This window comes from Bacteroides stercoris ATCC 43183, from assembly GCF_025147325.1.
Classification (GTDB): Bacteria; Bacteroidota; Bacteroidia; order Bacteroidales; family Bacteroidaceae; genus Bacteroides; species Bacteroides stercoris.
This window is the reverse complement of sequence record NZ_CP102262.1, coordinates 3,326,431-3,351,019: the sequence shown is the minus strand read 5'-3', so window position 1 is coordinate 3,351,019 and position 24,589 is coordinate 3,326,431. Positions and strand designations below refer to the sequence as shown.

Sequence of the window (24,589 nt, the reverse complement as noted above, 5' to 3'; positions counted from 1 at the left end):
GTTTTGGAGAGGTGGCAGAGTGGTCGATTGCGGCGGTCTTGAAAACCGTTGTGCTGCGAGGCACCCGGGGTTCGAATCCCTGTCTCTCCGCGAAACGTCAAAGACAAATGACGGAAAAGCTAAGACAAGTCCCGTAAAATCAAGGTTTTACGGGACTTTTTTATGTTTGTGCTTGGACAAGTGAAAGACATGAAAATGTCCTGTTTGGACAAAGTAGTGTTACCAAATCGTTACTGAAAATCAGCCAATAAAAATAGTAACGATTTTAACTGTAAGTTGCTGATTTGTCGCTCGTTGTCTCTTAGATGTCTGTTCATACACGAATTGTTAATCGTTCCTTTGCAACGGGAAGTAAGATTCCTATTGTAACGGACATAAAAAGAACAACGTATATGAGCAAAAGTACTTTTAAGATTCTTTTCTACATTAGAAAAAATCAAGTGAACAAAGATGGTACAGTCTGCATAATGGTCAGACTGACAGTAAGTGGTGAGGTATCTCAATTTAGCTCTAAATTGAATATTGATCCTAAGGCATGGGACGTTAAGCAAGGTAAAGCGGCAGGTAACTCCGTAAAGGCACGTCAGTTGAATGATTTGTTGGAAGATATACGTACTTCCCTGAAAAATCACTATCGTGATATTGAAATGCATGAATCATTTGTTACTGCGGAGAAAGTAAGAAATGCTTTCCTAGGATATACTATTAAACAACAAACACTATTGGAATTATTCAGAAAGCATAATGATGATGCACAAAAGTTAGTAGGTATCAGTAAGAGTGCAGCTACATTAGCTAAATATGATAGGTGTTATCGTAGGATGGAGGAATTTATGAAGGCTAAGTATAATATTACGGACATTGCTTTGAAAGAGATTAATCATATGTTCATCACGGACTTTGAGACGTATTTACGTACCGTTAGTCTATGTAATGAAAATACAACTGCTAAATTTATGCAGACTTTCCGGATGATTGTGATTATGGCGAAAAATAATGGCTGGATTTTCACTGATCCATTCGTGAATTATAAAATTCGTTTGAAGCGTGTGGATAGAGGGTATTTGACGGATGTGGAACTGCAAAAAATAATGAAGAAGAAGTTTCCCACGAAACGATTGGAACAGGTGCGGGATGTTTTCATTTTTTCATGTTTTACGGGCTTGGCGTATATTGATCTGAAAACGTTAAAAGCGAGTGAAATTAGTATTTCTTTTGATGGTAAGCCGTGGATTATGAAACATCGTCAAAAAACAGATACTCCGGTGAATGTTCCACTTCTGAAAGTGCCATTAGCTATATTGAAAAAGTATGAGGGACAATTGCCTAAAGGAGAATTGTTACCCGTATTGAGTAATCAAAAATTAAATTCGTATTTGAAAGAAATAGGTGATTTGTGCGGAATAAATAAGAATATCACCTTCCACCTTGCAAGACACTCGTATATTTTCTTATTTACTAGAAATAAGAAACTTACAAGAAATAAACTTTTAGACAGGTAACGATTTAGAAACGAGGGAAGTTCTGTATTCTGTCTTGTTTTGCATTATTCAAAGAACGCTAACTAGTATATACAAATATAGTGATAATATAAAAGAAAAGCAAGTTTTTATTTCTTTTTTATGATACTTTTTTATGATACATGCCATATTTTGTATAGAGATAATTTAACAACAAACTTAATTAAGTTTATAACAGTTACAAACATTACTATTATTTATTCATAATATGCTGTATTAAAAAATATTATTCTATTTTCAAGCTTTTAATATAAGATACCAAATCACCTACCTTATTAATATTCTTTGATTTGTATCTTACTAATAAATCTGATTCATTCAACCTTATTGAGTATTTATCAAATAAGAACTTGATAAAAAGGTTCCTGCTATCCTTGTCTATAAACAAATTGTCTATAGAATCACTGTAGCACAATTTTATATCTATATATTGCCAAAGAGCAGATAATATACCGAACTCCATTTTTTTTGTAATATCGATAGAATACCCTGTTACTTCGTTATATTTAAACTCTAAATTACATTTTGGGCAAAGGCACCTTGTATTAAATTTATTGGCAAGTTCTTTATTAGAAAATAACAGCCCTGGATGTCTTAGTTTTAGTATTTTCTGGCTGTTATTCTCCAGAATAATATTATTTGTACTTCCACAAATCGGACACTGCATATTACTATTCATTATTTTATCTCCATTGATTTAAATTATAATTAGATTCTATTTCATTCTCAACGTCATCAGGCAGTTGTGAGAAAAAGTCTAAACCTGTTATTCTTTCAACCTGGTTTACAGAATTTACATAATGGTCCAATGGATTGTTGCCAGATGTATTCTTGTATATAAACCCAATAGCTCTTGGTTTACCTTCATCCAAACCTGCTAATATAACTTTAAAGAATGCATTAGGAACACGGATTTTACGCTCTTCTCCAATATAACTTATATCGTTTTTATACAATATAGGGCCACAAGCAATATAAATAGTACCAGACTCTTCAACCTATCTTCTACAATCATCTTCCAACTCTTTCCAATCGCCTCTATTAAGATTATGATGTTGTGGACAAATGTTCGTCATATAAAAACTCTCTCTCATTGCTTGTTTGTCCCATTTGTTATCTGCTGCCGGACACATATGTCCTCTATCATATCCTGAATTACTATAATCACCTGTTTCTACAGCTATACCTCTTGGTATATCTGGATCCGGATAAAAATGTCCGGCTCTACTTTCTCTTTCTATTAATTTCGAAGAATTAAGTTCCCATGCTACCCAATTAGGTATATTAAGCTCAGGATTAAAAGATACAGTATAACCTAACCTATAATAAATATTCTCTGCCCTCTCAATAGTATTAATAGGAATCTCTAAATTTTGTGATTGTTGATAGCTATTCGAACAAGAAATTAGACTTGTACAAATAAAAATAAAAACAGAAAATATTAATCTCATAACGCAAGATGTAAAATAACACATAAAAAAAGTGATGAAGATATGTATTATTGTAACATACCTTCATCACCTATAATTAATTATTAGTTTTTCTTAGCACTTAATAGATGCCATAGTTCTCTAACCCAAAGGACAAGTGAAGATAAGACTACAATAATAAGCCAATCTATAATACCTGATACATTCAAAGTCCAATTAAGTGTGTGGAACATTGGCTCAACATTAAAGAACTCATAGAATACTTCTACTATGATAATTTGTCCAATAACAATAACACCAACTATCGTTTTGAATCCTGAGCTTAGCTTAAGTTTGAACAAGCTTTTTCCAGTTTCGAAGGAACGGGTATTAAACATATACCAGAAATGTGTCCACACAAATATTGAGAAAATCAGTGTCTGCTCATAAGGAGTTACGCTATTTGCTTCGCCCAACTGTAAAGTTAATAAGTCCATTAAACTAGTAACATCACTGTGCTGGAAAATATAAACGAATAATAGTGTCAACAGGAAGAAGAAACCACCAACACCAACAATATCGAAAGCCATAGGCTTATTGATGATAAAGGCCTGTCTTTCCCTTGGCTTATCATTCATAACTTCTGCTGAAGGAGGAAGTGAAGCCAATGCCATTGCGCCAAATGTATCCATAATCAAGTTCACCCACAACATTTGTGTAACAGTTAGTGGTGATTCAGCACCCATAAATGCTCCAACTAGAACAATAAAACAAGCTGCAACATTTACAGTTAACTGGAATAGTAAGAAACGTTGAATATTCTGGTAAAGAGAGCGACCCCACATAACAGCCCTACCAATACTGCTAAATGAGTTATCAATAATAGTTATATCACTAGCTTCTTTAGCGACTGAAGTACCAGCACCCATAGACAAACCAACATGAGCGGCTTTCAAAGCAGGAGCGTCATTAGTACCATCTCCAGTAACTGATACAACCTGATTCTTCCTTTGCAGAGATTCAACCAAACGCTGTTTGTCCATTGGTCTCGCTCTGGCTATAATCTTAAGATCAAGAACTATATCATCTAATTCACTGTCGCTTAATTTAGCAAATTCAGGACCAGTTATAATATGCTTATCGCTGTCAGTATTTGACCAAAGTCCAATCTGTCTACCGATTTCAATAGCAGTACCAGTAGTATCTCCTGTTACTATTTTAACTTTAATACCGGCTTTTATACATTCTGTTACAGCAGCTGGAACATCTGTTCTAATAGGGTCAGAGATAGCTACAATACCTAAGAAATTAAGACCTGTAGCAACTACCTTTCCACTTTCGATATATTTATCATTATCATCCAGTATCTGATAAGCAAATCCCAATGTACGCATAGCTTTTTTCTGATAAGCCTGAAGCTGATTGTCAACTTCTGATTTACTTACATTAGCAGAAGAACTGTTACACATTCCGTAAACTATTTCAGGAGCACCCTTTACATACAGGATTTTCTTTCCATTAACTGAAGAAGTAACGACAGTAGCCATGTATTTTCTTTCTGTAGAGAATGGTATCTCAGATAAAGTATTAGCACTCTCTTTTAAAGTTACATGGTCTATTCCTTGTTTGTGTAACCATAATAGTAAGGCACCTTCAGTAGGATTTCCAACAACATTTGGTTCAGTTCCTGACAGGTCTAGTGATGCTGTTGAGTTAACAGCAATACCTTCAGCTATAAGTTTGCTTGCCTCGTCTTCTTTAAGCTGTTGTTTATCCAGATTATAAAATTTGGTTTCATAAACCTGCATTTTATTTTGTGTCAAAGTACCAGTTTTATCAGTACAAATAACGGTAATTGCACCCATTGTTTCACAAGCATGCATTTTACGAACCAGGTTATTTGTTTTCAGCATACTTCTCATAGAATAAGCAAGACTCAATGTTACTGCCATAGGCAACCCTTCTGGTACAGCTACAACAATAAGAGTTACAGCAATCATAAGGGTGTCCAATGTATGAGCTAAGAGTCCTGACAATTCTGCCTCAGGCAACAAATATTCATGTAAACCTAAAACAGCACCTATGAATATAACCGCAAAAGTTATAATAGTAGAAACACATGCAGTTTTTGACCAGTCTTCAAATTTCTTAATAACCAGGTAAAAGAAAAGAGCAGTTGGAATAATCAAACAGCATGCCAACAGATTCCATGAGAAATAATGAGCTATTCTACCAACAATGATTAATGTAGCAAAGCCATAACTTAAATTTGTAATAAGTTCACTTAAACCATCCAATTGCTCATTCAGAGGAGTTTTAACACCTTTCCTTACACCCTGTTGAGCAGCTAGAAGTTTAATGTATTCCTTATTTTCTTCTTCCGTTAGTTCTCTCTCTTCCTTTATTTCATCATATTCTTCCAACTTTTCATCTATATCACTACCTGTCATTTTAGCGAAAAGTTTTCCATTTTCAGTAGAATCGCCAACCTTATCTACTCTATATACACCGTGTCCTTCCATTACTCTTGTACCACGCAATACATAATTAGAAAGATAAGTAGCTTCAGAATCAAATTCAGATTCAATAGTAGTTTTGCTACAAACCGGCTCTCCAGTTAAGGTTGACTCATCCATATGGAGTGTAATTGATTCCAGCAGTTCTCCATCAGCAGGAACTTCATCACCAGTACTCAATAAAACAATATCCCCAACAACAATATCTTTTTTAGGAACTACCGTTACGTTGCTATTTCTAATTACTTTTACCGGTTCGTCATTATTAACCTTGTTCAATAGGTTAAAAGCCTTGTTTGCCTTAAGCTCAAAATAGAATGCCAAACCTGTTGCCAACAGTATAGCTACAAAAATACCAGCTGGTTCAAAAAAGACTGTCAAACCTTCCCCAAGGCCAAAATATTCATAGCAAGCGATACCAATAGATAAGATACCGGCTATTATTAATATGACAATTAAAGGATCAGAGAATTTCTCTAGAAATTGTTTCCAAAGTGAATCCTTCTTAGGTGGCGTTAAAAGATTCACGCCATACTTGGCACGACTCTCAACAACTTGTTGGTCGTTTAAACCTTCGTAATGTTTTCTTTTTTCCATGTATATTATGTATTAATTATTAATTTCTTCCATAAAGCCCTCAAGTCCACCTTCAAGTTGTTTACTTAAATCTTCCATTTGTTTTTTAAGATCTTTGACAGCACTTTTTGTCATCTTTGCTAGAATCTGGCCTTTAATTCTGCCTATCTCCTTTAGTTCCTCATCAGTATATTCATACTTAGATAACTCTTCCTCTATCTCTGTAAATTCATTTGTTATATTATTCCAATCTTCTTCAGAGTAATTTTCACTGTTATTATCTATCTTTTCCAACAAGGAAGATAATTCATCAACAGGAGTTTGAGAGGTTTCACAAGAAGTAAATACCAAAGGGGAAATTAAAAGAAAAAGAAATAGTTTAAAAATATTCATAGCTCAATTATTTAAAAAACTCTGTTTCGTCGATTTTAATTGTATTGAAATTATTATTTACAATACCATTTTGAATATTAATATTCAAAATATAATTAATAGTATGTTGAGAATTTTTCTTGCCAAAATCAAAGACATCTACGCTTTTTTCATAATAACAGTTACGTGTAAACTTACCATGAGTCATACCATCTTCGAATTTTTCCATCCAATCATAACCATAGGCTATCTTAAGATAATACTGGCCTTGTGGTATCTGATTTATTGTTATTGAAGAATTTTCGCTCACAAATATATATCGTATGCACCTGTCATTTGACAGGTCTATTATCTTCACAGCAATATCACAGCCCTCACCCATATTAATATCAAAATAATTGTCCTGAAGGCCATATTTCGGTTTAACCCCATAGGAAGAAGGTAGTTCTCCATCCATACTGCTATCCGATTTTAGAAGCCAACCTTCATCTATGTATTTCTTTTGTATCTCGCTTAGAACAGGTGAAGTCTCAACCTTTTCTTTTTTATTATTTGCACATCCGCTAAAAAGTAGAAGAGCAAAACATAAAATAAATATAGTTTTAATTCTCATAGAACTTAAAACAAACCATTAATTAATGCAGCAATAACAATGACCAGACCAATTATCTTACACACCATCCTTAATGCTGCCTTGTTTTTCTTTTTCTTAAAATTATTTTCGAGAAGTATAGGTATTACAAACCATATACATAACCCTATTATAACTGATATAATCATATTTCAATGTTTACGAAATAAAGAAACCAATGAAGAATATCGGTTTCTTTATTTCAGTATTTACAGTTTTAATCAACTAAACCATCACGATACATTTCGTTAACCTTGTTTTGGATAACAGTGTATTCGTCACCGAGCTTTTGTTTTCTCTCCAATCCATTGCCGTAAGTACCACGTATAACAGCAATAGCTTTCTGTTCGAGGCTACCATTTACAGGTATTGCAGATGATGTTTGAGTTTTTTTCTCTACTTTGACAACATCCGGCTTTGAACTTTGTTTAGAGTTGCTTTCTGATGAAGGCATCTCTGCTGTTGCTTTAGTAGGTTCTTCCTTTAATGTATTGTCTGTTTTCTCTACATTTGTTGAATCAACCTTTTCTGCTGTTTCTTCTGTTTTGGCAGGCTGAATAGAATCAGCTTTAGCAGTAACAGGATTCTGAGCTACATTTGTTTGTACTGATGTCTCATTATCTTTACCCACAAAAACAAAGAACAATATAGCAGCCAAAACAACTATACCCAAAAAGACCCAAAGGTTACGCTTTTTACCACCTCCTGTTTTATTAACAGGTTCCTGCGGAGCTGTATTCTTTGGTTGTATATCTTGTTTTACATCAGAATCAGCTATCTTGGTCTTAAGAGTAACTTTTTTCTTTAGTTGTACCATATTAGCAATTTACAATTAATTCAAAGCCAGGAATTTTCTCATATGCAGTGCTTAAATCCATTACATTGCTTTCGTTCTTCAATGCATAAACTCCATCCTTATTCTTAATTGAACAAACGCAGTAAACATGGCCTTCCTCTTTAGAGTCTGCTAACACTTCCAGATAGTCACCTGAGTCACTTTGAAGTTCTACACGTCCACCTTCGTCAGCATAGGTAACATCTTCACCTTCAACGGCAGCGTTATAATTCACGATACAAACATAAGCTGTGTCGATTTCACTAAGACTGGCAATATTTATTTGTTCTGTTTCCTCACCACCTGGAGCCGGTTCTTTATTATCACCCATGTGAAGCATAAATGGGAATTTGCTTAAATCACCTAGGTCAGATTTCTTTCCTCTATATTCATTAGAGAATATACCACCGATTGAGCCGTCTTTTTTCTTAAAGAATAGGCATAAATCAAGGTCTGTATCAGAAGACCAAATAAGTTTTACTTTAAGTTTACCAGAGAAAGTGAAAGCAGCTTGTTCTTCTTTTCTACGAAGAGTAATTTTCTTTTTTAATGTTACTTCAGCCATAATTATAAAAATTAAAAGTTATTATTCGCATATTAGTGAGAACCCAGGTATTTTATCAAAAGCAGTACCCAAATCCATAACAACACCTTCATTTATAACAGAGTTAATACCCTCATTATTCTTGATACTACATACATGGTAAACATGTCCATCCTCGGTAGCATCAATCAGGACTTCCAGATAGTCACCTGAGTCACTTTGTATTTCTACTCTACCTGAATCCTGGGCAAAGTTTACCTCTTCTCCGTCTATAGCTTTACTGTAATTTAATACGCATACATGCGCTGTATCTATATCATTTAGACTGGCAATATTGATTTGCTCTATAGATTCTCCCCCAGGTGCCGGTTCTGCTTCATCTCCCTTATGTAACATGAAAGGGAATTCAGACAAATTACCTAAATCAGATTTTTTCTGACGGAATGCTGAAGAGAATACGCCTCCGATTTGTCCATCTTTTCTTTTAAAGAAAATACACAAATCCAAGTCTGTTTTAGACTGCCACAACAATTTTACTTTTAGCAGTCCATCAAATGTAAATTCCGCTGGCTTTTCCTTACGGCGCAGCGTAATTTTTCTTTTAAGCTGTACTTCTGCCATATGTTATTAGTTTAAAAAGTTAAAAATAATCCATTCTAACCCAATTCATTTTTTTAATATCAGCTTTTAAAGAAATCATCTTTTGCAGATGGTTTCGTATGCTGTTTCTGTTTTGATTTCTCTAATTTAAAAGAATCAGAATCAAAGAAACTATCACCTGAAGATTCCTTTTTCTGACTATTCGTATTAGAAGGAACACTCTTGCCTTTATTTTGACCTAAGCTGTTCCCTTTAGGACTATCGGAGCCAAAGAAGTCATCACCTGAAGATTCTTTTTTCTGCCTACTTGTCTTATAAGGAGTTTCCTTATTTTGGTCTAAGTTGTTTCCTTTAGGATTATCAGTGCCAAAGAAGTCATCAAAAGAAGAATCTTTAGAAGGTCTATCTATTTTTACTGGAGGTTTTCCATACTCTTCAGTATTATTTGGCATAGGAGAAGATATATGTTTCTTTCCACTATGTTTATTCTCCCAGGCTTCTTCTGCATCAAAAATTTGTTTACGAAGATTCCTTATAATATCACTTCTGTCAGGATATTTCTCGTGTAATACCTTGATAATTTCTTTAGCTTCAGGCCATTGTCTATCAGCAATAAATGTTTTCACATTAGAAACCAAGCTCTCAAAATTCTTTTGATCTTGAATTAGCTTGAACTTGTCCTGTGCCTTTTCCAAATATCGTTTAATAGAATCATCAGATTTTATAGATAATACTTTGTTGCATAGCTCTATAAGTTCTTCCCAATGTTCATTAAAACTTGCTTCATTTATCTTAATCTTTAACGATTCAAACAGCTCTATATCCTTAAGATATTTGTTCCGTCTTTCTTTAAGATAAACTATATGCTCATTCCATTTTCTAGGATTCTGAATATCCTTGTCAATGAGCTTATTGCATATTTCTATGGCTATGTCAAAGTTATCTTCTTTTTCGGCCTTAGTAAGTTCCTGTTCTAATAAGCCCAATTCTTCTTTATGCTTCTTCTGTATATTTTGGATTTTGGATATACGTTCCTCAATCTCTTTATTATTAGAATCAGCATGCTTAGCCTTATTCAGTTCTTCTAATGCTTCCTTATATAATTTCTGACCAATAAAGGTGTCAGCTCGTAAAAGAAACTCTTTAAGGCTTTCTGTTAATTTGATTTTTCTTTGTGATTCAGTAAGAATACGTTTTGCCTCAGAAGAATCAGGGCGTAATTCTAAAGCTGCCTCACTCTTTGAATAAGCATCCTGCCATCGCTGTGAGTTCAAGGCATCCTGAGCCATCCTGATGGTTTTATTATATTGCTCATTCTTGACCTTGATTTCGGATAGCTTTCTGTTTGCTTCATCCAACATTTTCTTTACTTCCTTATCATCAGGCTTTAAAGTAAGAGCAATGTTTAGAAGATCTATCATGCTGCTATAGTCGCCTTTCTTCTCATAAGATTCAGCGTCAACAATGGCGGCATTGAACTTTCTCTCATCTTCACGCATAGCAGCATTAGCAAGATCAATTTCTTCCTGCTTCTTAAGTGCAGCTTCTCTAGCTTTTCTATCTTCTTCTGCAATTTTAATCTGTTCTAATTGTTCATAAGAGAGATTTTCGATATTCTTTCTTAAACTATCAAATTGAGACAAGTCCATTTGACTGTAAATACCAACAATCTCAGGAATATCCTTATTCCCAAAAGCAACTATATTGTTCGGAGTTACAGGATAACGCTGTAATAACTCTTCCTTGAACATGCTATTCTTAAATGAATCACCTATGAAAATAATATGACTTATATCTGAGAATACAATATCAAGTTCTTTTACATATTGAACAATATTGTCAACTACATCATTGACTATTGTTTTGGTTCTTTCCTCAATAACATTCTTCAGAATAGTAGCATTCTGCTTATTATGTGGGGCTCTGGAGAAAGTTATATCGTTATATATAACAGGACGACCAAACTTGGTGTTGTCAAGTTGTAATAGCCATCTTTCCAGATTTTGGTTCAATCTGTTAATTTCCTCTTCCTCTTCCTCTTTTCTTAGGAATTTAGTTGAATTATTAATTTGCCAAACAATCTGTTCCAGTAATGCCCGACCTCTCAAATCAGTTCCATAACCTCTTAGGAGTCCTTCATTTCCTTGTCTAACAAAAACATTATTACTTTGTTTGTAAACGACATATCGGAGATTCTCATTGCAAGCTGTAATAACGAGAATGCAATTTGAATCATTCAACAGGCCCTTTTTATTGGAAAGTTCTACAGCTAAGTGAGAGATTCTAGCAACACTCTCTTTGATAACAAAATTATTCTCTTCCAATATATCGAGAAAAACCTTCTGGGCGGCATACGAAACATCAACTGAAAAAGAGATGTAGGTATCTATTTTCTCATTTTCATTAAAGTCCCTAGTTAGGTGTTCAAGTATATCAGATGCCTTAAAGATTTCTTTCAAACTAACATCTTTTCCAAATCTTTTAAAGGTTTCATCTTCTTTTACGACTTTAGAGAATATATCACCATAGTAATGAAGCTCCTTATCCAGATAATGCTTCTGATAAGATTTACCATAAATAACTCTATCATTATTAATATCTTCATAAAAATAGAGCCAAATACGGTCTTCCCTATTAGGCAGATCTATACGACGAGGTATATTGTCGTAGCAGACTGCTGCGGCAATATACCATCTGTCTATATATAGTGATAATGTCTTCATTAACTAAACACTTTTTTTATTAATGTTTTCTCCAGGAAGCATGAGCCTTCTGCTATAATCAAAGGTTGATGATAAGCGAAAGAACCACCATTATTTACTTTTCGTTTGGCACTCTTATATTCGCTGTCCTGGCAAATGAAAGCTCCTACCTTATTTGGAAGATCGGCGAAATCATTTCTGAGTTCAGCGTCCATAGTGCATAATTTAGTTTTTACACTTACGAAATTGATAAAGATATTGAAAAACTCTTCAAAACATTCCATGCTTGTGAAGTCAAAGTAATTCATATCATTATCGAAGTATTCACCGGACAATTCATCTGTAGGCAACAACTCTCTAGATGCACCCTGTGAATTTGTAAATCTTACACCTATCTCACCACAGATATCGCTATGATTATCTACGAATACTTTATTTAGATCCTGCATATCGCATAGACCTTTAGCAACCTCTGCTTTATTGTCAACCTCGATTTCGTCTCTGTATTTAACATCCAGTTCCCTATCAATTATACGTTTAACACCGGCATTGAGACATGATTTATAATATCCCATAGTGGTACTGTTACTAGCAGCATTACGGAGCCAGTGAAATAAGCGACCACCTTTACCAAACGATAGAATATCAATCCTAGTAATATTGTCAAGATTGTTATCCTTGATAGTCTTTCCAATAAGCATACCAGAATAGTAAAGCAACAATCCTGTTACATATGCAGGTAAAGTAAATACTACTTTTGCATTATCAGCTATAGAACTATAGAATTTATCGTAGTCTTCTTCTGTCTTCAGCTGATCAAATATACTATTGAGGTAATAAGGGGCCTTCTTCTTCTCCTTAATTATTTCCTGTATATTTGCTACAAAAACCTTTGTACTCTTTCCTTCATGGAAGTTCAATAAAGCACGTCTAAAGTCATCAGAATTTATAACAGTGTTAAAGAAAACACCGGCAGCAAGTCTCACAGAACTTTCTCTGAAAAGTGAAGCCTGATTACCTTTTTGCGGATTCTTAGCCAATAGAAGAATGTCGCTTGTAGAACCACCAACATCAATACCTAGGAACATATTATTATTGTTAAGACCGAAGTTGTTATTTGAAAGTGCATAACTACATACGGCTTCAGCTTCTGTGATATTCTCATCATTGATAGACGGTTTCCTACCCATAATAGGTGTCATACGAGACAATTCCTCAAATATTCGTCTTAATTCGTCAATGTCAGCCTCCATCATAGAACCTGGATAACTCCAATTTATTTGAGATGGTTTAATTTTATTCTGGTAAAGGAAGGCACATGTTTGTAACCAAATACTTTTTAAGAAAGCACGTTTCTTCAATAAACCTTTATCATCATTCAACCATTTCATGTTATAATGAAGATTACCAGCCTGTGTTTCTATAATAAATTCATCCATGTGATTGACCAAAATATTAGGACGATTTACAGGAACACCGCCTTGTATTTCTTCTGATATACCATTCTTAGTATAACGAGTATCATGTTCATGAAGCCATGACTTTAATTGACCATTATTGGATTCATAGTTAGTGAAGAATAGGAGTTCGTCATTCTGGGCAATTGAACGAGTATCCGTATTTTCTTTACCAACTATAACTGACCTATAATTCTTAAACTGAACCGGTTGGGCACCTCTATTTCCAGCGTTAAAGTAAACACAAGTGTTATTACTACCAAAGTCAATACCTACAACAGCAGTATTTTGTACATCAACATTTGATAAATCCTTAACTACATCAGGTCTGAACATTAATATACCTGCGCCACAAGGTTTGCCAGCCTCTTTAACTTTAACGAGAACGCCAGCCATTGGCTTATCAGTGCTTATAATATCATATTTAATCAAATCTGTACCTTGACCATGAGGATATGTAACAAGTTGTTTAACATCAACCTGACGATCTTCTTCTGGTGCTATCTCATAATCCGAAGTTAAGAACTCACCTCTTATATTTCTTAGTATCTTACCTTCAGATTTAAAGAATGGTATAAAGTTCTCATTTACATCACTTGTAAACTCAGAATATAAATAGTATTTATTCCAATTTTCACTGACAAAGTTAGGCCATAAAATAACTCTGCCATTAGAAGTCATCCATTGAATCTTGTATTCTCTCTTGTTAAGCGTAACAGGTTCACCGTCAATTTCAACTACCAAAGTTACAGCTAACTGACCAGCATCATTTATCTTGGCAGTAAGTTTAGTGTTTCCTGAAGTTGAAGAGTAACCCAATAAAGAAGACAGACTATTTTTAAAGATGTCAATGCCTTGCTCTGATAACGGCAGGGAAAAGTAAGAGCATGATCCATCACTTAAATCAGGAACTCTTAAGTAATACACTGGAGCCTGAGAAAGTTTTGTTAGCTCATTTTTATCTTCACACCATCCAACTACAAAATTATCCTTGCTTAAGAGGTTCTGTATATCACCTATAACCTGACAGTTACCGTCATCAAAATAAGTGAAGGTGAAATCCTGCTTCATGTAAACCGGTACATCACTCTTGAACAAATCTGCAAATGGAGCTGACAGATTACCGTATTGAGCAATAGGGCCCACTTGACGAAGCAAACCATTACCTTTAGCACTAAGTTCATTTTCCCACTGTCTGCTTACAGTCTTGAATCCTGTCAATTCTATCCTTAGATTGTTTCCTCTCTGAGAATTGATTTTAGTCTCAAAAGCCTGTTGGTTACGGTTCATGTTTTTAACAAACAAATAAACCTTTTGCACTTCTTCTGGAGTAAGATAATTCATCGGGTCCTCAAACTTTCCTTGACGATACCAATTAATATCTGAAGCATCATTACCCAAGTTACTATAATCAACACCTGTAAAACAACCGGTAAGAGGAGATGTACCACCAACAAGATGTTCTCTATAATAGATCAGTTGAATAAATGGTTGGGCATCCGGATTTCGAGCCAAGTCATCCTGGTTACTCCAAACATCCTTTTCATTGAACAGCATTCTACCAAAGGCAGAAGCTATATCATAATCTCCCCCTCTGACATCCATATAAACAGGATCAGAAAATCTAATTCTGTCAGGGTATAATGCTATTACAGCCATCAAGCCTTTCCATTCGGCATGAAGCATATTATAGAACTGTAATAGACCTTCTGTGTTTATATTTGGATCTGGTGCAGCTATGGTAGAAAAGGCAAACTTAAAAAGTTTGGCTCTTGCCCATGGAGTAGGTATACCAGAAATTAATGCACCTAGTTTTTCTGCAGAGATATCCTCTAACATTTTTCCTGTATGAATACCCTGTATATATGAAGGAGCATTATTGAAGTTGTTCCACTTACCAACTTCTCCTCCGTTCTTGTCTATTTGACTTTTTATTAGTAGAGCTTTTGACATAATGAATTAGAATTTATAAAGTGAAACAAGTGTGTTATATATTCTTTTATATAATTGTTCTCCACGATTGGTCATAGATGGCATTTCTTTTTGGTTTTCATCCTTAAATGCTCTTTTAAACTCGTTAAATTTAGAGCTAATTAATCCAACATCAAACTTATTATCTTTGCCTATACCAGTCGTTTTATATAAGTCCTTATTCCACTTGTATTTCATTAGTTCTTTTTTCTTCTGTGGTGCAAATAAAGCAGCATTCAGAATGAACTTATCATCACCACCTGCAGACCTATGAAGCTGACGTAACCAACCTTCATACAATGTGTCATCTTGATTAATAGAAAAATGGAACAATTTAAAATATTCTTTTACACCATCCTTGATTTGAGTGTTATCTATATCCAGGAAATTCACAATATCCTTTTGATGTCCTGATTTTACACTATTAACAAAATCATCCTCTCCATTGCAGAATAAAGAAAACACTGTTAGCATACCAAGTTTCTTAGCAAATTCCTGTTCCATTTCTTGGCCAACAAAATCTCTGAATTCCAATTTTCCACTGTCGTCAACAGCTCTATACAAATACTCTGTGTCATGGTTCTGCTTTCTTGTTCGTAAATCATCTTCAGGAACCTTAAGAAAATGAAGTGCAGCACAAGCGGCCATAAGCTCGATATAATGAGAATCATTACATTGGTTTGCACCACCAGTAATTGTTTCTGACTGTTCCTTTTTAGCCATAGGGTTCCAGTCCAAACCAGGAGTCCCCAACATGTAAAATTTTTGATATGTACTTTTTACAGTACTGTCATCATCATAAAACATCATTGCAACCTGAGAGTTTAATGCAAATTTATCACTGGTTGCAATAATTTTCTGATTAACCAATTCTGCTCCTGTAGGTGATTTAAAGTTAAAATAGGCAGTCAATAATGTAGACCCAAAATATGCATTATTGAGAATATTAACTGCTCCGTTACTCATTATCTCAGCAGCTTTTGATATAGCCTGAGGTATGATAGGAATCGAAGAAGCACCTGTTCCACCAAATACTGAACCAAGAATAAATACTCTAGCACCTCCATTTTGAGCTACTTGAATGAGTTTCTGCAAATATGTCTTTAATTCAGAATTTTTATTTGAACGGGCTGCTTCCAATATTGAATGATACATCATCATGGAGCCGAGATGGGTCTGTGCCCTATAACCGTGACGAAGGTTAAATGTTTCTACGTTTTTAGTCAATACCAAATCCGCTATAGCTGTTTGCTCCGGATTATTGAACTTAGTATCCCCATAGTTAAATACAGACATGAAATCGCTCTTGACTTCATAATTAGGCGAAAATTCATAGTAATTGATATTGGCCGAAAAGAAAGTTTCGTTTAAAGCTGTACGAAGTGAAGCATCAGTTCCTTTTGCTTTAACATAGGCTTCCTTTACTTCTTTCAATCTGGCAAAATTACCATTATCTTTATCTGTATCAAGTGCTAAAAGATGTATGTCTGTATCATCAAACATACCCATAGCACATAAATGAATGAGGGATTCAATGCAACGCATTCCTGTACCACCAATCCCTAATACAAAATATTGTTGAGCCATAACTTACTTATTTATTCTTTCCCCTTACCTAAAATAGAACCAAATTTTGAATTTCTGAAGATAAACATTATCAGAATACCTAGAACAAAATAGATTCCAAGAAGAATCCCAATACATGTAATATTGGTTTCAACAAACATACTCTTGAAACCGGCATTAACGATCTGTCCCTTAACAACTAAATCATTATAAAGATAAAAACCTGCTGCAGAAACTATACCTATGACTATAAACCATATTCTTCTGGTTATATAAGATTTGTCCTGACCACCCTGGTATTTGATAATGAAAGAAATAATGAATGCGATCAACAAAGCTATTAACGCTGAGATAACTGCATAAATCATTGTACTGTTTTGTAAAGCCTCCAACTGAGGTAAAGTTGTTATTCTTGTTATCATAATAGAAAATTTAATGATTAATATTTATTGCTTTTTATGTAGATGGTATACAGATTTGCATTCTTCATCATATTCTGTATGTCCTTGTCAAATAATGCTTGTTTAACACTTTCAGAAACTGAGGTGTTCTGTTTGCCAGGTAAACCTATAGCATCAAAATTGAACATTTCTTCATAATTCTCAAATACGTTTTCAATACCAGATACATTAATATCTATCTTGGTGAAGTTAAACGGTTTGCATGATAAGAAAGTTGGATTCCACATAGGAACATCAAAGTGTATGTTTATATTACCGTATTTGTTGAATTCTTCCTTGTCATATACAAATGCATTAACAGACTCAGTTAAACTGATAGAAGACAAATTCAAACCAGAAGGGGCTTCAGTTTCAGTGTAGAAGTTGTTATAGTCTGCATTTATATCGTAAACCTTAACTGATATATCAGAAATTCTAAAACCTCCATAACTGTTTCTATCGACCTTTAAGCCGGAGATAACAGGATTACCATATTGCAGTGGATCACCTGTTGTTTCATCTACAGCGCCCATAATATAACCCTCTATAGATTTCCAATCTACTGGCCAGTCTTGAATTTCATAAAGACCATAGTTTTTGTTTGATGCAGAAACAATTTCATTTACTTTACTTTTTCCATTTTCCGCCATAATTGTAGGATGACTTGCCGATAAATGGAACATTTCAACATCCGGATAATTTTCTAATTTAGTAGTTTCACATATTCTCTTATAGATATTACCTTCTAACCTGCTATCTGTAAACAAGAAATAGAATCTCTTCTTGTTATATTTCTGAGGTCCTTCTAAATATGGTTCTGCAAGTATATATATATCATGTCCTTTCTTAAGCCATTGTTTGAATGCATTGGCCATATATGGATCACTGATTCCGCCACCAGCTATATTCTTCTGGTAATACTCACCGTCAGTTAAAAGCACACCTTCAGAGTTGCCATTAACGATTAAATTAGCTGCTTGCTTTAAGTCGGCATAATTTACCTCTACTATATTGCTTAATGCTTGAAATACACTTATATTTTGTTCTTCGACAATCTTATCCCCTTTTATAGAATAATAGTGTTTTGTAGCAGCAACAAATGAAGGAACTAAACTTTGAAAGAATGGTGAATGTTGTCCCAAAGTAATGCAAGTAGAATAATCTACAAACAAAGACAGATCATTCTCATTAAGTTTTGATTCATTTCCTGTATATTGAAAATATTTATTGTGGAATTCACATAGATATTTGTCGTCTGGAGCACTTGTTGAACATGAATTACAACTAGTACATAATAAAAACAATCCTATGACTGGAATACATAGATTTAATGTTTTATAAAAAAAGTATTTCATATTTATTATTATTAAGTTTGTTGATACGCATAAAAATCATCACCTCTTGTTAAGAGAGAAGATTTATATCCTAATTGTACTGTCTTTTAATAGATTATGCGATTAGAATCTTTATTTTTCCTAAATATTACCAATTTTCTAAATGATTGAGTGTGAAGAAAAAACATTTTAATATGGTCTATTTATCTATTTTGCTTATATTTGCAATGTTTTATCTCTCTCTTAACAAGAAATGACAACTTTTCCTAAACAGTTGTAGTATTATAGCTCTCTCAGAATACTGAAATTAGCCTTGTCCACTACGGAGTTATCCAATGAAGCCAGATAAATTTGCGTAGTCATTTCCGAATCATGTCCCATCCCCTCGCTGATGACGGAAATCGGAACATTCTTGCTTTTGGCTGCGCTTGCCCATGAATGGCGGGCACAGTACATGCTCAGAGTAACGGATATATCGGCCAGTCCGGCTATTTCTTTCAGTTTCCGGTTTATTACGGACATCACATTCCTGTACTGCTTGTTCGTATCTTCAAAAGGATATTTCAATATTGGCAGAAGATAGGGACTGAGACTGTTTTCCGGATACTTGCCGACAATCTCCTGCATACATTTTTCCCACCTGATAACCAGCTGCTGCCCGGTCTTTCGTCTGCGATACGATAAGAAGCCGTTCTGAAGATCTTTCTTTTTCAGGTGAGCCATATCTATGAACGACATGCCACGGGTATAGAAGCTGAACAGGAACATGTCCCTTGCAAATTCCAGATTAGGCTGCAAAGACAGATCCAGGTTCTTCATGCGCTTGATGGCGGATAAGGGAACGGCACGCTTGACGGTCTTGTCCACTCCCGTATAGACATGCCTGAAAGGATTGCGCTGTTCCACCAGTTCCTTTTCCAGGGCACGGTTATATACCGCCCTCAGAATACGCATATAGAATGAACTGGTATTCCGTACGACACCTTTCCCATGAAGATAGGCTTCATAAAGCTGCATCAAATCCGAATCAATTTCAGACAGCAGAATATCCCGGTCCTGCCTGAACTGCATGAAACTTTTCAGGGTGCAGGAATAGTTCTCGGCCGTGCGTATCTTGCCCATCTGTCTGAGATGGGCGATGACACCCTGCATGAAGTTGAAGAATGACTGTTCATCCGTTCCGTTCTGAAAGGAACCAATAATCTCATCCGCCGTAAATGTACTTTTCTGATTTCCCAATTTACGAATGGTCATTTCAAACCGCTTCAGGTCCCATTTCATACGTTCCTGCAAGGAGAGAAGCAGATTGCTTCGCTCTGAATTACCGATGATGATATTGTTTTCAGCATCATTCCATTCATCTGCAAATATCCGGTAATCCGTCTTTAACTGACGGATTACACGGTTCTGGATAATCTGATAATAGACGGTACCTTCCTTTCCCTCTATGACGGAAGGTCTGAATTTTGCTTTTACACTGGCCATAGGCTATTTTTTAGATTCGTTCCCGATAGACTTGCTTTTGATGGACTTCGCCTTGCTGTCCAACTCCTTTGCGGCCTGCTCTTTCAGGCGTACCTGCTCGGTAAGGGCAGCCTGCTTCCGGACGGCATCCTCGTATGCCTCCACGTCCTCGCGTATCTGTTCAATACCGGCATTGTCACGGTTCAGTTCAAAAATGTTTTCCAATTCTGATATTTCATTCGGAGTGGCTTCACCTTTCATCTTGATATAGCGGTATTTCAAATCGTTATCCATACGGTCATTATCAGGTCGCTTTTCGATGTAGAAAGCCACAGATACAACTATTGAGTACGTTACCAGTATGATCAGGGTCCAGAATATATAAGGTGTATCTATGCTGATGCTGTGTCTGTGACAGACTACATCTGGTTCTTCCATCCTGTTCCTGACGGAAGTAGAAAGCGATTCCATCTTCTCCGATATGTGCAGGATGGTGTCTTTCTCTGTTTGGGCGAACCGTTCCAGGAACTCGTTCTGATTCTTGTGGTACGCCTGCTGTTCGCTTTTCAATACAGACAGGGTTTCCATGAACTTGTCCGGCATGGAGTTTCTTTTCAGTAGATTGGCTGTATCGCCCTTGATCATGACAAGAGCCTCCAGCACACGTTTGAAGCCTGTCTTTAAGGCATTCAGTTCCTGTATGACCTCTTTGTCCGCTTCGGCATCACCGCCCGCCGATTGAGGCATGGACAGCCCGTTTATCTTGTTTTCGATTCTCTCCAGGCATCCGTAGATGCTTTCCATAAACTCTTCCTGTTTCATAAATTCATTGACTTTAACGTTTTACACTTTAATGATTGATTGTTTGGGGCAGACTTATAATCCAAGCCCTTTCCGTTTCTTTTTCTTCTTGCGCTTGCGCAGCAGTTCGTCATACGGGATCTGTTCTTCCGGAACAGACTCGCCAAAAGAAGAAAACAACCCCAGTCCGTTGCTTTCAATAAATGCCATATTGGATGGTTCCTGTTCCTTCCGGTTGCGGTTTGACGGAGCTTGATTTTGCTTTTTAACCTCTAAATCCACTCCGGTATCCGGACTGTTTCCGCCCAGAATGGCATTCAGTTTTGCAAAGCTGAACTCCCTGCTGATTTGCGAGCCTTTGAAGGTCAGGCCGTCTTTGGTAAGGCGTATGCCTTGAATGTCACCGGCGGATTTCATTTTGCCGCCTCTTCCGACAAATTCCAGTTTTATACCCTGCAAGGCCAGACCGACCACAAGTTCTTTCCATGTCCTGGCGCGTTTCAACGCTTGCTTCACGGCATGATAAATCTCGTATTTAATGCGTTCCGAATCATGCAGTTTCGTTACATTGGTTTTGCCTTTATCCTCCGCATAGGTCAGTCCGTACTTGTCTTTAAGTCTTTTGGTGGCAATCTCATTACGCTTGTAATCGCCCTGTGAGGAGATTACTTTACCATCATAACCGATGCGGTTATAGACCAGATGGCAATGCGGATTGTCGGTATGGTGATGCCTTACCAGTATGAACTGGGTGTTCCTGATGCCCATCAGATCCATGTATTCCATCGCTATCTTAGCCATGAATTCATTGCTCAATACCGGCTTGTCTTCCGGTTTGAAGCTTAACGCGATGTGTCCGACGGGCTGTTTTATCTTCGGATTAAGCAGGCACTGGCAGTTGAAACTGTCCGCTATTTCACGGTTATTGCCCAGCAATACGCCATCGGAACCGATGATCTCGGCATTGTCCTTTCCCATCACGTAGCGGATGCAACCGCCAAAGGATTTGCCTTTCTTGATTTTGCCTATCATGTATTTCTCCTTTCCACTTTTTTATATTCGTTCATGATCACTTTCAGCTTTTCGAGCAGTTCCATGACGGCATTCCTTGTCCGGTAGAATCCTGTCTGGTGGGACAGCCTGGCAAGCTGGTTCAGGTTGTTCGCCATTCCCACAAGATTGCGTATGACGGCTGCTTCCTCCGTCGAATGCCTGGCCACAATCCTTGCTTCGAATGCGGCTTCCCGGATGAACTCCGCCAATGTGCGGTTCGCCTGTCTGCTGCGGTGCAGCAACCGCTCGTAATCAATCCTGGAGAACTTTACCGTCACGGATTTGGAAAGCTTGCGGATACCACTTGCTTTCGGTCTGCCTCTGGGTCTGGTTTTATCCTTGTCACTCATATTACTTGGTTTACTGTGATTGGTCATTTTACTGTGATGATATGTCCTGCAATCTGCGACCGTTGGGAGCGGATTGCCTCCGCGACTCCGGGAGTGGAGCGAGGTTTTCGGGATGCCCGAAAGATAACCTCGCTAACTCCCGAAACTGATGTTCCGTCCGTTGACCGCCTCTGGCGGGTTCTGAATGCCGGAATGCCATCATTCCATGATGCGGATGGATTTTGCACCGGGTGTCTTTTACAGTTTGCGCCACCGCTCGAAGTCTTCCGAATAGATTTCAAGATGCTGCCGGGCGATATTTTCCAGCAGTCCTGAAACGCTCATCCTCCGGCTTCCGAGCTTGCGGACATACTCGTCCAGCCTGTCCCTTACCTCGCAGCTCACGAATACGGGCTTGCGGTCTTCTATTCTGGGAACTTGCAGGAATGTGCTGCGGTACTCTTCCAGTGACAGCCTGCGTTGCCTGCCGCTAATCCGGCACTTGGATGCAGGAGCGAAACCGTCTTTCTCTGCCGGCTCCTGGATCCCGGATTGTTCCGTGACTGTTGGCAGGATTTCATTCCCGGCATGGTCAGTAACCTCTCCTGCACTTTCAGGGTTTTCACACTCAGGAAGGAGCTGTGACATTTCCATACCTGTCATAGCTTCCCACCGCTCTTTGTCAAAGCTTTTTCTTGTAGCCATAATCTTTGAATTTTAATAAGTCAATACAGTGGTCTTGGTATGTACCTTGACCGGTTATCGGCAGCAAAGAAAGTGTGTATAGTGCACTGTGTCAAGCAAATGGAGTGAGTGTGGCAATTATGACCGGTTCTGCATTATATGCACCGGACAAACGGTGGCGACTGCTGTGATTTGCCACACCCGCACGGGCGTCCATGGAATCGGACAATGATTTCATGGCAGTATGGAGACTGAATCTAACGGACACTTTACCGGATATAGGATAACCCGTTGCAATCGTACCGGTATACTTGCTACAGTCAGTTCAGGCAGTAATAATCACATGGCGGCTTTGCTCAGTCGGGTCATACTGTCCACCGGCCATGCAACATGATGACAGATGATGAAACAGACCGTCAGCCGTCTGCAAATCCATTGCAGTGTGATTATTACTGCTTTAATTTGTACCGGGAACAGGAAATTGCTGCAGCCATGCCACTTGTTCCCTCCTGTCAGATGTATCGGATAAGGCAGTAAGCCGGCTTTGCCTTGGCGGTACAAGATGGAAACAGTATCAAATGGAAATAAACAATGAGATTATGGAAATAGTAAGTTTTGAAAAAAGAACCTTTGAGGAGATAGCTGCCAAGTTGGATTACTTCGTGCAGCGGATGGATGACCTCTGCCAACAGCATGGGAAGAAGAAGGCAGAACGATGGATGGACAGTCATGCCGTCTGCCGGAAACTGCGTATCAGCCCGAGGACATTGCAGACCCTCCGTGACAACGGCACACTCGCCTTTACCAAGATTGGCAACCGCACCTACTACCGTCCGGAAGACGTGGAACGGGTCATTGTGGATGTGGAAGAGAGACGGAAAGAGGCGAAATGGAAAGGCAAAAGCATTTAGCAGTTGAAGTATCAATTAAAGACAAACCGTATGAGTAGTGAAATCAGAGAAAAAGACCATGAGTGGGTATGTAAATTCCACTCGAATTTCGACCGGCTTCTGGCTTCGTTCGAAAAGTTGTTCAGCCAACGCCGACCTCCCGTATATGGCGATGAACTGCTGACTGACAAGGAGGTGTCGCACCTGCTTAAAGTGAGCCGCAGGACATTGCAGGATTACCGAAGCAACGGCATACTGCCCTATATTCAGGTGGGCGGCAAGATTCTGTACAGGGCTTCCGACATAGAGCGTACCCTGATGGACGGCTATAGGGAAGCGTACCGTTCAAGAAAATGAAAATCCATCCCGTTCCTTCTGCCTGCGGCCGCATGAAAAAAGGGACACCCGGAGGTCGGTTCTTCTTCTTCCTTCCTCCGGATGCCCCTTGCTTTTTCTTTCAGGTGTCGGGCTTATTTCGTACCGGTGGTCCTTACACTTACCCCTTTCGGTATCGGGTTGTCAAGTATTATCCGGTAGCATAGTCTGCCGTCCACATTCACCGGCTCTTTCGCCACCATGAAACCGGCGCATTTCTCGACCTTTGCCACATCGAGTATCATGCCGGCGATGAAGCTGTTGGAGAAGCGGGCGCAACGCGGGTCGTTCCAGATCGTGAAGCCGTTCTCGTCATCCGAGACGAACATGTACCAGTCCTTGGGCCTGTCTTCGTCCCTGGCGATACACAGCCTGTTTCCTGCGTGCAGGCTCAGTTCCCTGCTCAGTATCCTGCTCAGGTACATGCTGCCGTCACGGCATACCGTGATGATCCGTTTGCCTTTGTAGGTCAGTGCCGGATGGGAATTGCTCTTGTCATAAACTGTCAGTTTCATAATCA

The 24,589-nt window shown here is 37.5% G+C and carries 22 protein-coding genes, 1 tRNA gene and 1 pseudogene; 4 read left to right on the top strand and 20 right to left on the bottom strand.

Annotated features, from left to right (window positions below):
- Positions 1 to 5 precede the first annotated feature (5 nt).
- Positions 6 to 90, top strand: a tRNA-Ser gene (locus NQ565_RS14000).
- Between the two features lie 302 nt (positions 91 to 392).
- Positions 393 to 1,502 (top strand): site-specific integrase, encoded by a 1,110-nt coding sequence (locus NQ565_RS13995; protein ID WP_005651936.1) that lies wholly within the window; start codon positions 393 to 395, stop codon positions 1,500 to 1,502.
- 244 nt (positions 1,503 to 1,746) lie between these two features.
- Here the strand turns inward: NQ565_RS13995 and NQ565_RS13990 are convergent, their stop codons facing one another.
- The 19 genes and pseudogenes from NQ565_RS13990 to NQ565_RS13900 form a co-directional block, all read right to left on the bottom strand.
- The gene (locus NQ565_RS13990; protein ID WP_005651934.1) at positions 1,747 to 2,199 is read right to left on the bottom strand and encodes a hypothetical protein; all 453 of its coding nucleotides are present in this window, start codon (positions 2,197 to 2,199) and stop codon (positions 1,747 to 1,749) included.
- Between the two features lie 4 nt (positions 2,200 to 2,203).
- A pseudogene (locus NQ565_RS13985) lies at positions 2,204 to 2,995 on the bottom strand (DNA/RNA non-specific endonuclease).
- Positions 2,996 to 3,054: 59 nt separating this feature from the next.
- Positions 3,055 to 6,042, bottom strand: coding sequence for a cation-translocating P-type ATPase (locus NQ565_RS13980; protein WP_005651928.1), 2,988 nt, complete (start codon positions 6,040 to 6,042; stop codon positions 3,055 to 3,057).
- Positions 6,043 to 6,054: 12 nt separating this feature from the next.
- On the bottom strand, positions 6,055 to 6,414 hold the full coding sequence (locus tag NQ565_RS13975) for a hypothetical protein (protein ID WP_005651925.1): 360 nt from the start codon (positions 6,412 to 6,414) through the stop codon (positions 6,055 to 6,057).
- Positions 6,415 to 6,421: 7 nt separating this feature from the next.
- Positions 6,422 to 7,006 carry a hypothetical protein gene (locus NQ565_RS13970; protein WP_005651923.1) on the bottom strand — a complete coding sequence of 195 codons (585 nt, stop codon included), beginning with the start codon at positions 7,004 to 7,006 and terminating at the stop codon, positions 6,422 to 6,424.
- A gap of 235 nt (positions 7,007 to 7,241) precedes the next feature.
- On the bottom strand, positions 7,242 to 7,841 hold the full coding sequence (locus NQ565_RS13965) for a hypothetical protein (RefSeq protein WP_005651920.1): 600 nt from the start codon (positions 7,839 to 7,841) through the stop codon (positions 7,242 to 7,244).
- Position 7,842: 1 nt separating this feature from the next.
- A complete protein-coding gene (locus NQ565_RS13960) occupies positions 7,843 to 8,424 on the bottom strand; it encodes a hypothetical protein (protein WP_005651918.1) in 582 nt (193 codons plus the stop codon).
- Between the two features lie 21 nt (positions 8,425 to 8,445).
- Positions 8,446 to 9,024: a hypothetical protein gene (locus NQ565_RS13955; protein ID WP_005651916.1), complete on the bottom strand. Its 579-nt coding sequence runs from the start codon at positions 9,022 to 9,024 to the stop codon at positions 8,446 to 8,448.
- A 59-nt stretch (positions 9,025 to 9,083) separates the two neighbouring features.
- Positions 9,084 to 11,726 (bottom strand): hypothetical protein, encoded by a 2,643-nt coding sequence (locus NQ565_RS13950; protein WP_005651914.1) that lies wholly within the window; start codon positions 11,724 to 11,726, stop codon positions 9,084 to 9,086.
- The gene (locus NQ565_RS13945; RefSeq protein ID WP_005651912.1) at positions 11,726 to 15,115 is read right to left on the bottom strand and encodes a hypothetical protein; all 3,390 of its coding nucleotides are present in this window, start codon (positions 15,113 to 15,115) and stop codon (positions 11,726 to 11,728) included. The genes NQ565_RS13950 and NQ565_RS13945 overlap by 1 nt, the downstream gene beginning before the upstream one ends.
- Positions 15,116 to 15,121: 6 nt before the next feature.
- The gene (locus NQ565_RS13940) at positions 15,122 to 16,720 is read right to left on the bottom strand and encodes a hypothetical protein (protein WP_005651910.1); all 1,599 of its coding nucleotides are present in this window, start codon (positions 16,718 to 16,720) and stop codon (positions 15,122 to 15,124) included.
- An 11-nt stretch (positions 16,721 to 16,731) separates the two neighbouring features.
- On the bottom strand, positions 16,732 to 17,121 hold the full coding sequence (locus NQ565_RS13935; protein ID WP_005651909.1) for a hypothetical protein: 390 nt from the start codon (positions 17,119 to 17,121) through the stop codon (positions 16,732 to 16,734).
- A gap of 17 nt (positions 17,122 to 17,138) precedes the next feature.
- Positions 17,139 to 18,494: a hypothetical protein gene (locus NQ565_RS13930; protein WP_074713670.1), complete on the bottom strand. Its 1,356-nt coding sequence runs from the start codon at positions 18,492 to 18,494 to the stop codon at positions 17,139 to 17,141.
- 261 nt (positions 18,495 to 18,755) lie between these two features.
- Complete coding sequence (locus tag NQ565_RS13925) at positions 18,756 to 19,958, bottom strand: site-specific integrase (RefSeq protein ID WP_005651907.1); 1,203 nt, start codon at positions 19,956 to 19,958, stop codon at positions 18,756 to 18,758.
- A 3-nt stretch (positions 19,959 to 19,961) separates the two neighbouring features.
- Positions 19,962 to 20,759 carry a hypothetical protein gene (locus NQ565_RS13920; protein ID WP_005651906.1) on the bottom strand — a complete coding sequence of 266 codons (798 nt, stop codon included), beginning with the start codon at positions 20,757 to 20,759 and terminating at the stop codon, positions 19,962 to 19,964.
- A gap of 54 nt (positions 20,760 to 20,813) precedes the next feature.
- Positions 20,814 to 21,770, bottom strand: a complete 957-nt coding sequence (locus tag NQ565_RS13915) for a relaxase/mobilization nuclease domain-containing protein (RefSeq protein WP_005651905.1) — start codon at positions 21,768 to 21,770, stop codon at positions 20,814 to 20,816.
- Positions 21,767 to 22,141 carry a plasmid mobilization protein gene (locus NQ565_RS13910; RefSeq protein ID WP_005651904.1) on the bottom strand — a complete coding sequence of 125 codons (375 nt, stop codon included), beginning with the start codon at positions 22,139 to 22,141 and terminating at the stop codon, positions 21,767 to 21,769. Before NQ565_RS13910 ends, NQ565_RS13915 begins: the two co-directional genes overlap by 4 nt.
- Positions 22,142 to 22,378: 237 nt before the next feature.
- Entirely contained in the window at positions 22,379 to 22,825 is a 447-nt protein-coding gene (locus NQ565_RS13905; RefSeq protein WP_005651902.1) for a DUF3408 domain-containing protein, read from the bottom strand.
- A 91-nt stretch (positions 22,826 to 22,916) separates the two neighbouring features.
- Positions 22,917 to 23,042, bottom strand: coding sequence for a hypothetical protein (locus NQ565_RS13900; RefSeq protein ID WP_005651901.1), 126 nt, complete (start codon positions 23,040 to 23,042; stop codon positions 22,917 to 22,919).
- Positions 23,043 to 23,403: 361 nt separating this feature from the next.
- On the opposite strand from NQ565_RS13900, the gene NQ565_RS13895 reads away from it, so the two are divergent.
- Both NQ565_RS13895 and NQ565_RS13890 read left to right on the top strand, forming a co-directional pair.
- Entirely contained in the window at positions 23,404 to 23,715 is a 312-nt protein-coding gene (locus tag NQ565_RS13895) for a helix-turn-helix domain-containing protein (RefSeq protein WP_040315434.1), read from the top strand.
- 30 nt (positions 23,716 to 23,745) lie between these two features.
- Positions 23,746 to 24,051, top strand: a complete 306-nt coding sequence (locus NQ565_RS13890; RefSeq protein WP_005651898.1) for a helix-turn-helix domain-containing protein — start codon at positions 23,746 to 23,748, stop codon at positions 24,049 to 24,051.
- A 113-nt stretch (positions 24,052 to 24,164) separates the two neighbouring features.
- Here NQ565_RS13890 and NQ565_RS13885 read toward each other — a convergent pair whose 3' ends face one another.
- On the bottom strand, positions 24,165 to 24,584 hold the full coding sequence (locus tag NQ565_RS13885; RefSeq protein ID WP_008764259.1) for a hypothetical protein: 420 nt from the start codon (positions 24,582 to 24,584) through the stop codon (positions 24,165 to 24,167).
- Positions 24,585 to 24,589 lie beyond the last annotated feature (5 nt).

Excerpts from the sequence above, each read along its gene's own strand:
- NQ565_RS13915 (WP_005651905.1), bottom strand. The coding sequence starts at position 21,770 with ATGATAGGCAAAATCAAGAAAGGCAAATCCTTTGGCGGTTGCATCCGC.
- NQ565_RS13935 (WP_005651909.1), bottom strand. The coding sequence starts at position 17,121 with ATGATAACAAGAATAACAACTTTACCTCAGTTGGAGGCTTTACAAAAC.
- NQ565_RS13975 (WP_005651925.1), bottom strand. The coding sequence starts at position 6,414 with ATGAATATTTTTAAACTATTTCTTTTTCTTTTAATTTCCCCTTTGGTA.
- NQ565_RS13925 (WP_005651907.1), bottom strand. The coding sequence starts at position 19,958 with ATGGCCAGTGTAAAAGCAAAATTCAGACCTTCCGTCATAGAGGGAAAG.
- NQ565_RS13950 (WP_005651914.1), bottom strand. The coding sequence starts at position 11,726 with ATGAAGACATTATCACTATATATAGACAGATGGTATATTGCCGCAGCA.
- NQ565_RS13940 (WP_005651910.1), bottom strand. The coding sequence starts at position 16,720 with ATGGCTCAACAATATTTTGTATTAGGGATTGGTGGTACAGGAATGCGT.
- NQ565_RS13980 (WP_005651928.1), bottom strand. The coding sequence starts at position 6,042 with ATGGAAAAAAGAAAACATTACGAAGGTTTAAACGACCAACAAGTTGTT.
- NQ565_RS13895 (WP_040315434.1), top strand. The coding sequence starts at position 23,404 with ATGGAAATAGTAAGTTTTGAAAAAAGAACCTTTGAGGAGATAGCTGCC.
- NQ565_RS13930 (WP_074713670.1), bottom strand. The coding sequence starts at position 18,494 with ATGAAATACTTTTTTTATAAAACATTAAATCTATGTATTCCAGTCATA.
- NQ565_RS13905 (WP_005651902.1), bottom strand. The coding sequence starts at position 22,825 with ATGGCTACAAGAAAAAGCTTTGACAAAGAGCGGTGGGAAGCTATGACA.
- NQ565_RS13885 (WP_008764259.1), bottom strand. The coding sequence starts at position 24,584 with ATGAAACTGACAGTTTATGACAAGAGCAATTCCCATCCGGCACTGACC.
- NQ565_RS13970 (WP_005651923.1), bottom strand. The coding sequence starts at position 7,006 with ATGAGAATTAAAACTATATTTATTTTATGTTTTGCTCTTCTACTTTTT.
- NQ565_RS13945 (WP_005651912.1), bottom strand. The coding sequence starts at position 15,115 with ATGTCAAAAGCTCTACTAATAAAAAGTCAAATAGACAAGAACGGAGGA.
- NQ565_RS13910 (WP_005651904.1), bottom strand. The coding sequence starts at position 22,141 with ATGAGTGACAAGGATAAAACCAGACCCAGAGGCAGACCGAAAGCAAGT.
- NQ565_RS13900 (WP_005651901.1), bottom strand. The coding sequence starts at position 23,042 with ATGAAATCATTGTCCGATTCCATGGACGCCCGTGCGGGTGTGGCAAAT.
- NQ565_RS13960 (WP_005651918.1), bottom strand. The coding sequence starts at position 8,424 with ATGGCTGAAGTAACATTAAAAAAGAAAATTACTCTTCGTAGAAAAGAA.
- NQ565_RS13890 (WP_005651898.1), top strand. The coding sequence starts at position 23,746 with ATGAGTAGTGAAATCAGAGAAAAAGACCATGAGTGGGTATGTAAATTC.
- NQ565_RS13955 (WP_005651916.1), bottom strand. The coding sequence starts at position 9,024 with ATGGCAGAAGTACAGCTTAAAAGAAAAATTACGCTGCGCCGTAAGGAA.
- NQ565_RS13920 (WP_005651906.1), bottom strand. The coding sequence starts at position 20,759 with ATGAAACAGGAAGAGTTTATGGAAAGCATCTACGGATGCCTGGAGAGA.
- NQ565_RS13965 (WP_005651920.1), bottom strand. The coding sequence starts at position 7,841 with ATGGTACAACTAAAGAAAAAAGTTACTCTTAAGACCAAGATAGCTGAT.
- NQ565_RS13990 (WP_005651934.1), bottom strand. The coding sequence starts at position 2,199 with ATGAATAGTAATATGCAGTGTCCGATTTGTGGAAGTACAAATAATATT.
- NQ565_RS13995 (WP_005651936.1), top strand. The coding sequence starts at position 393 with ATGAGCAAAAGTACTTTTAAGATTCTTTTCTACATTAGAAAAAATCAA.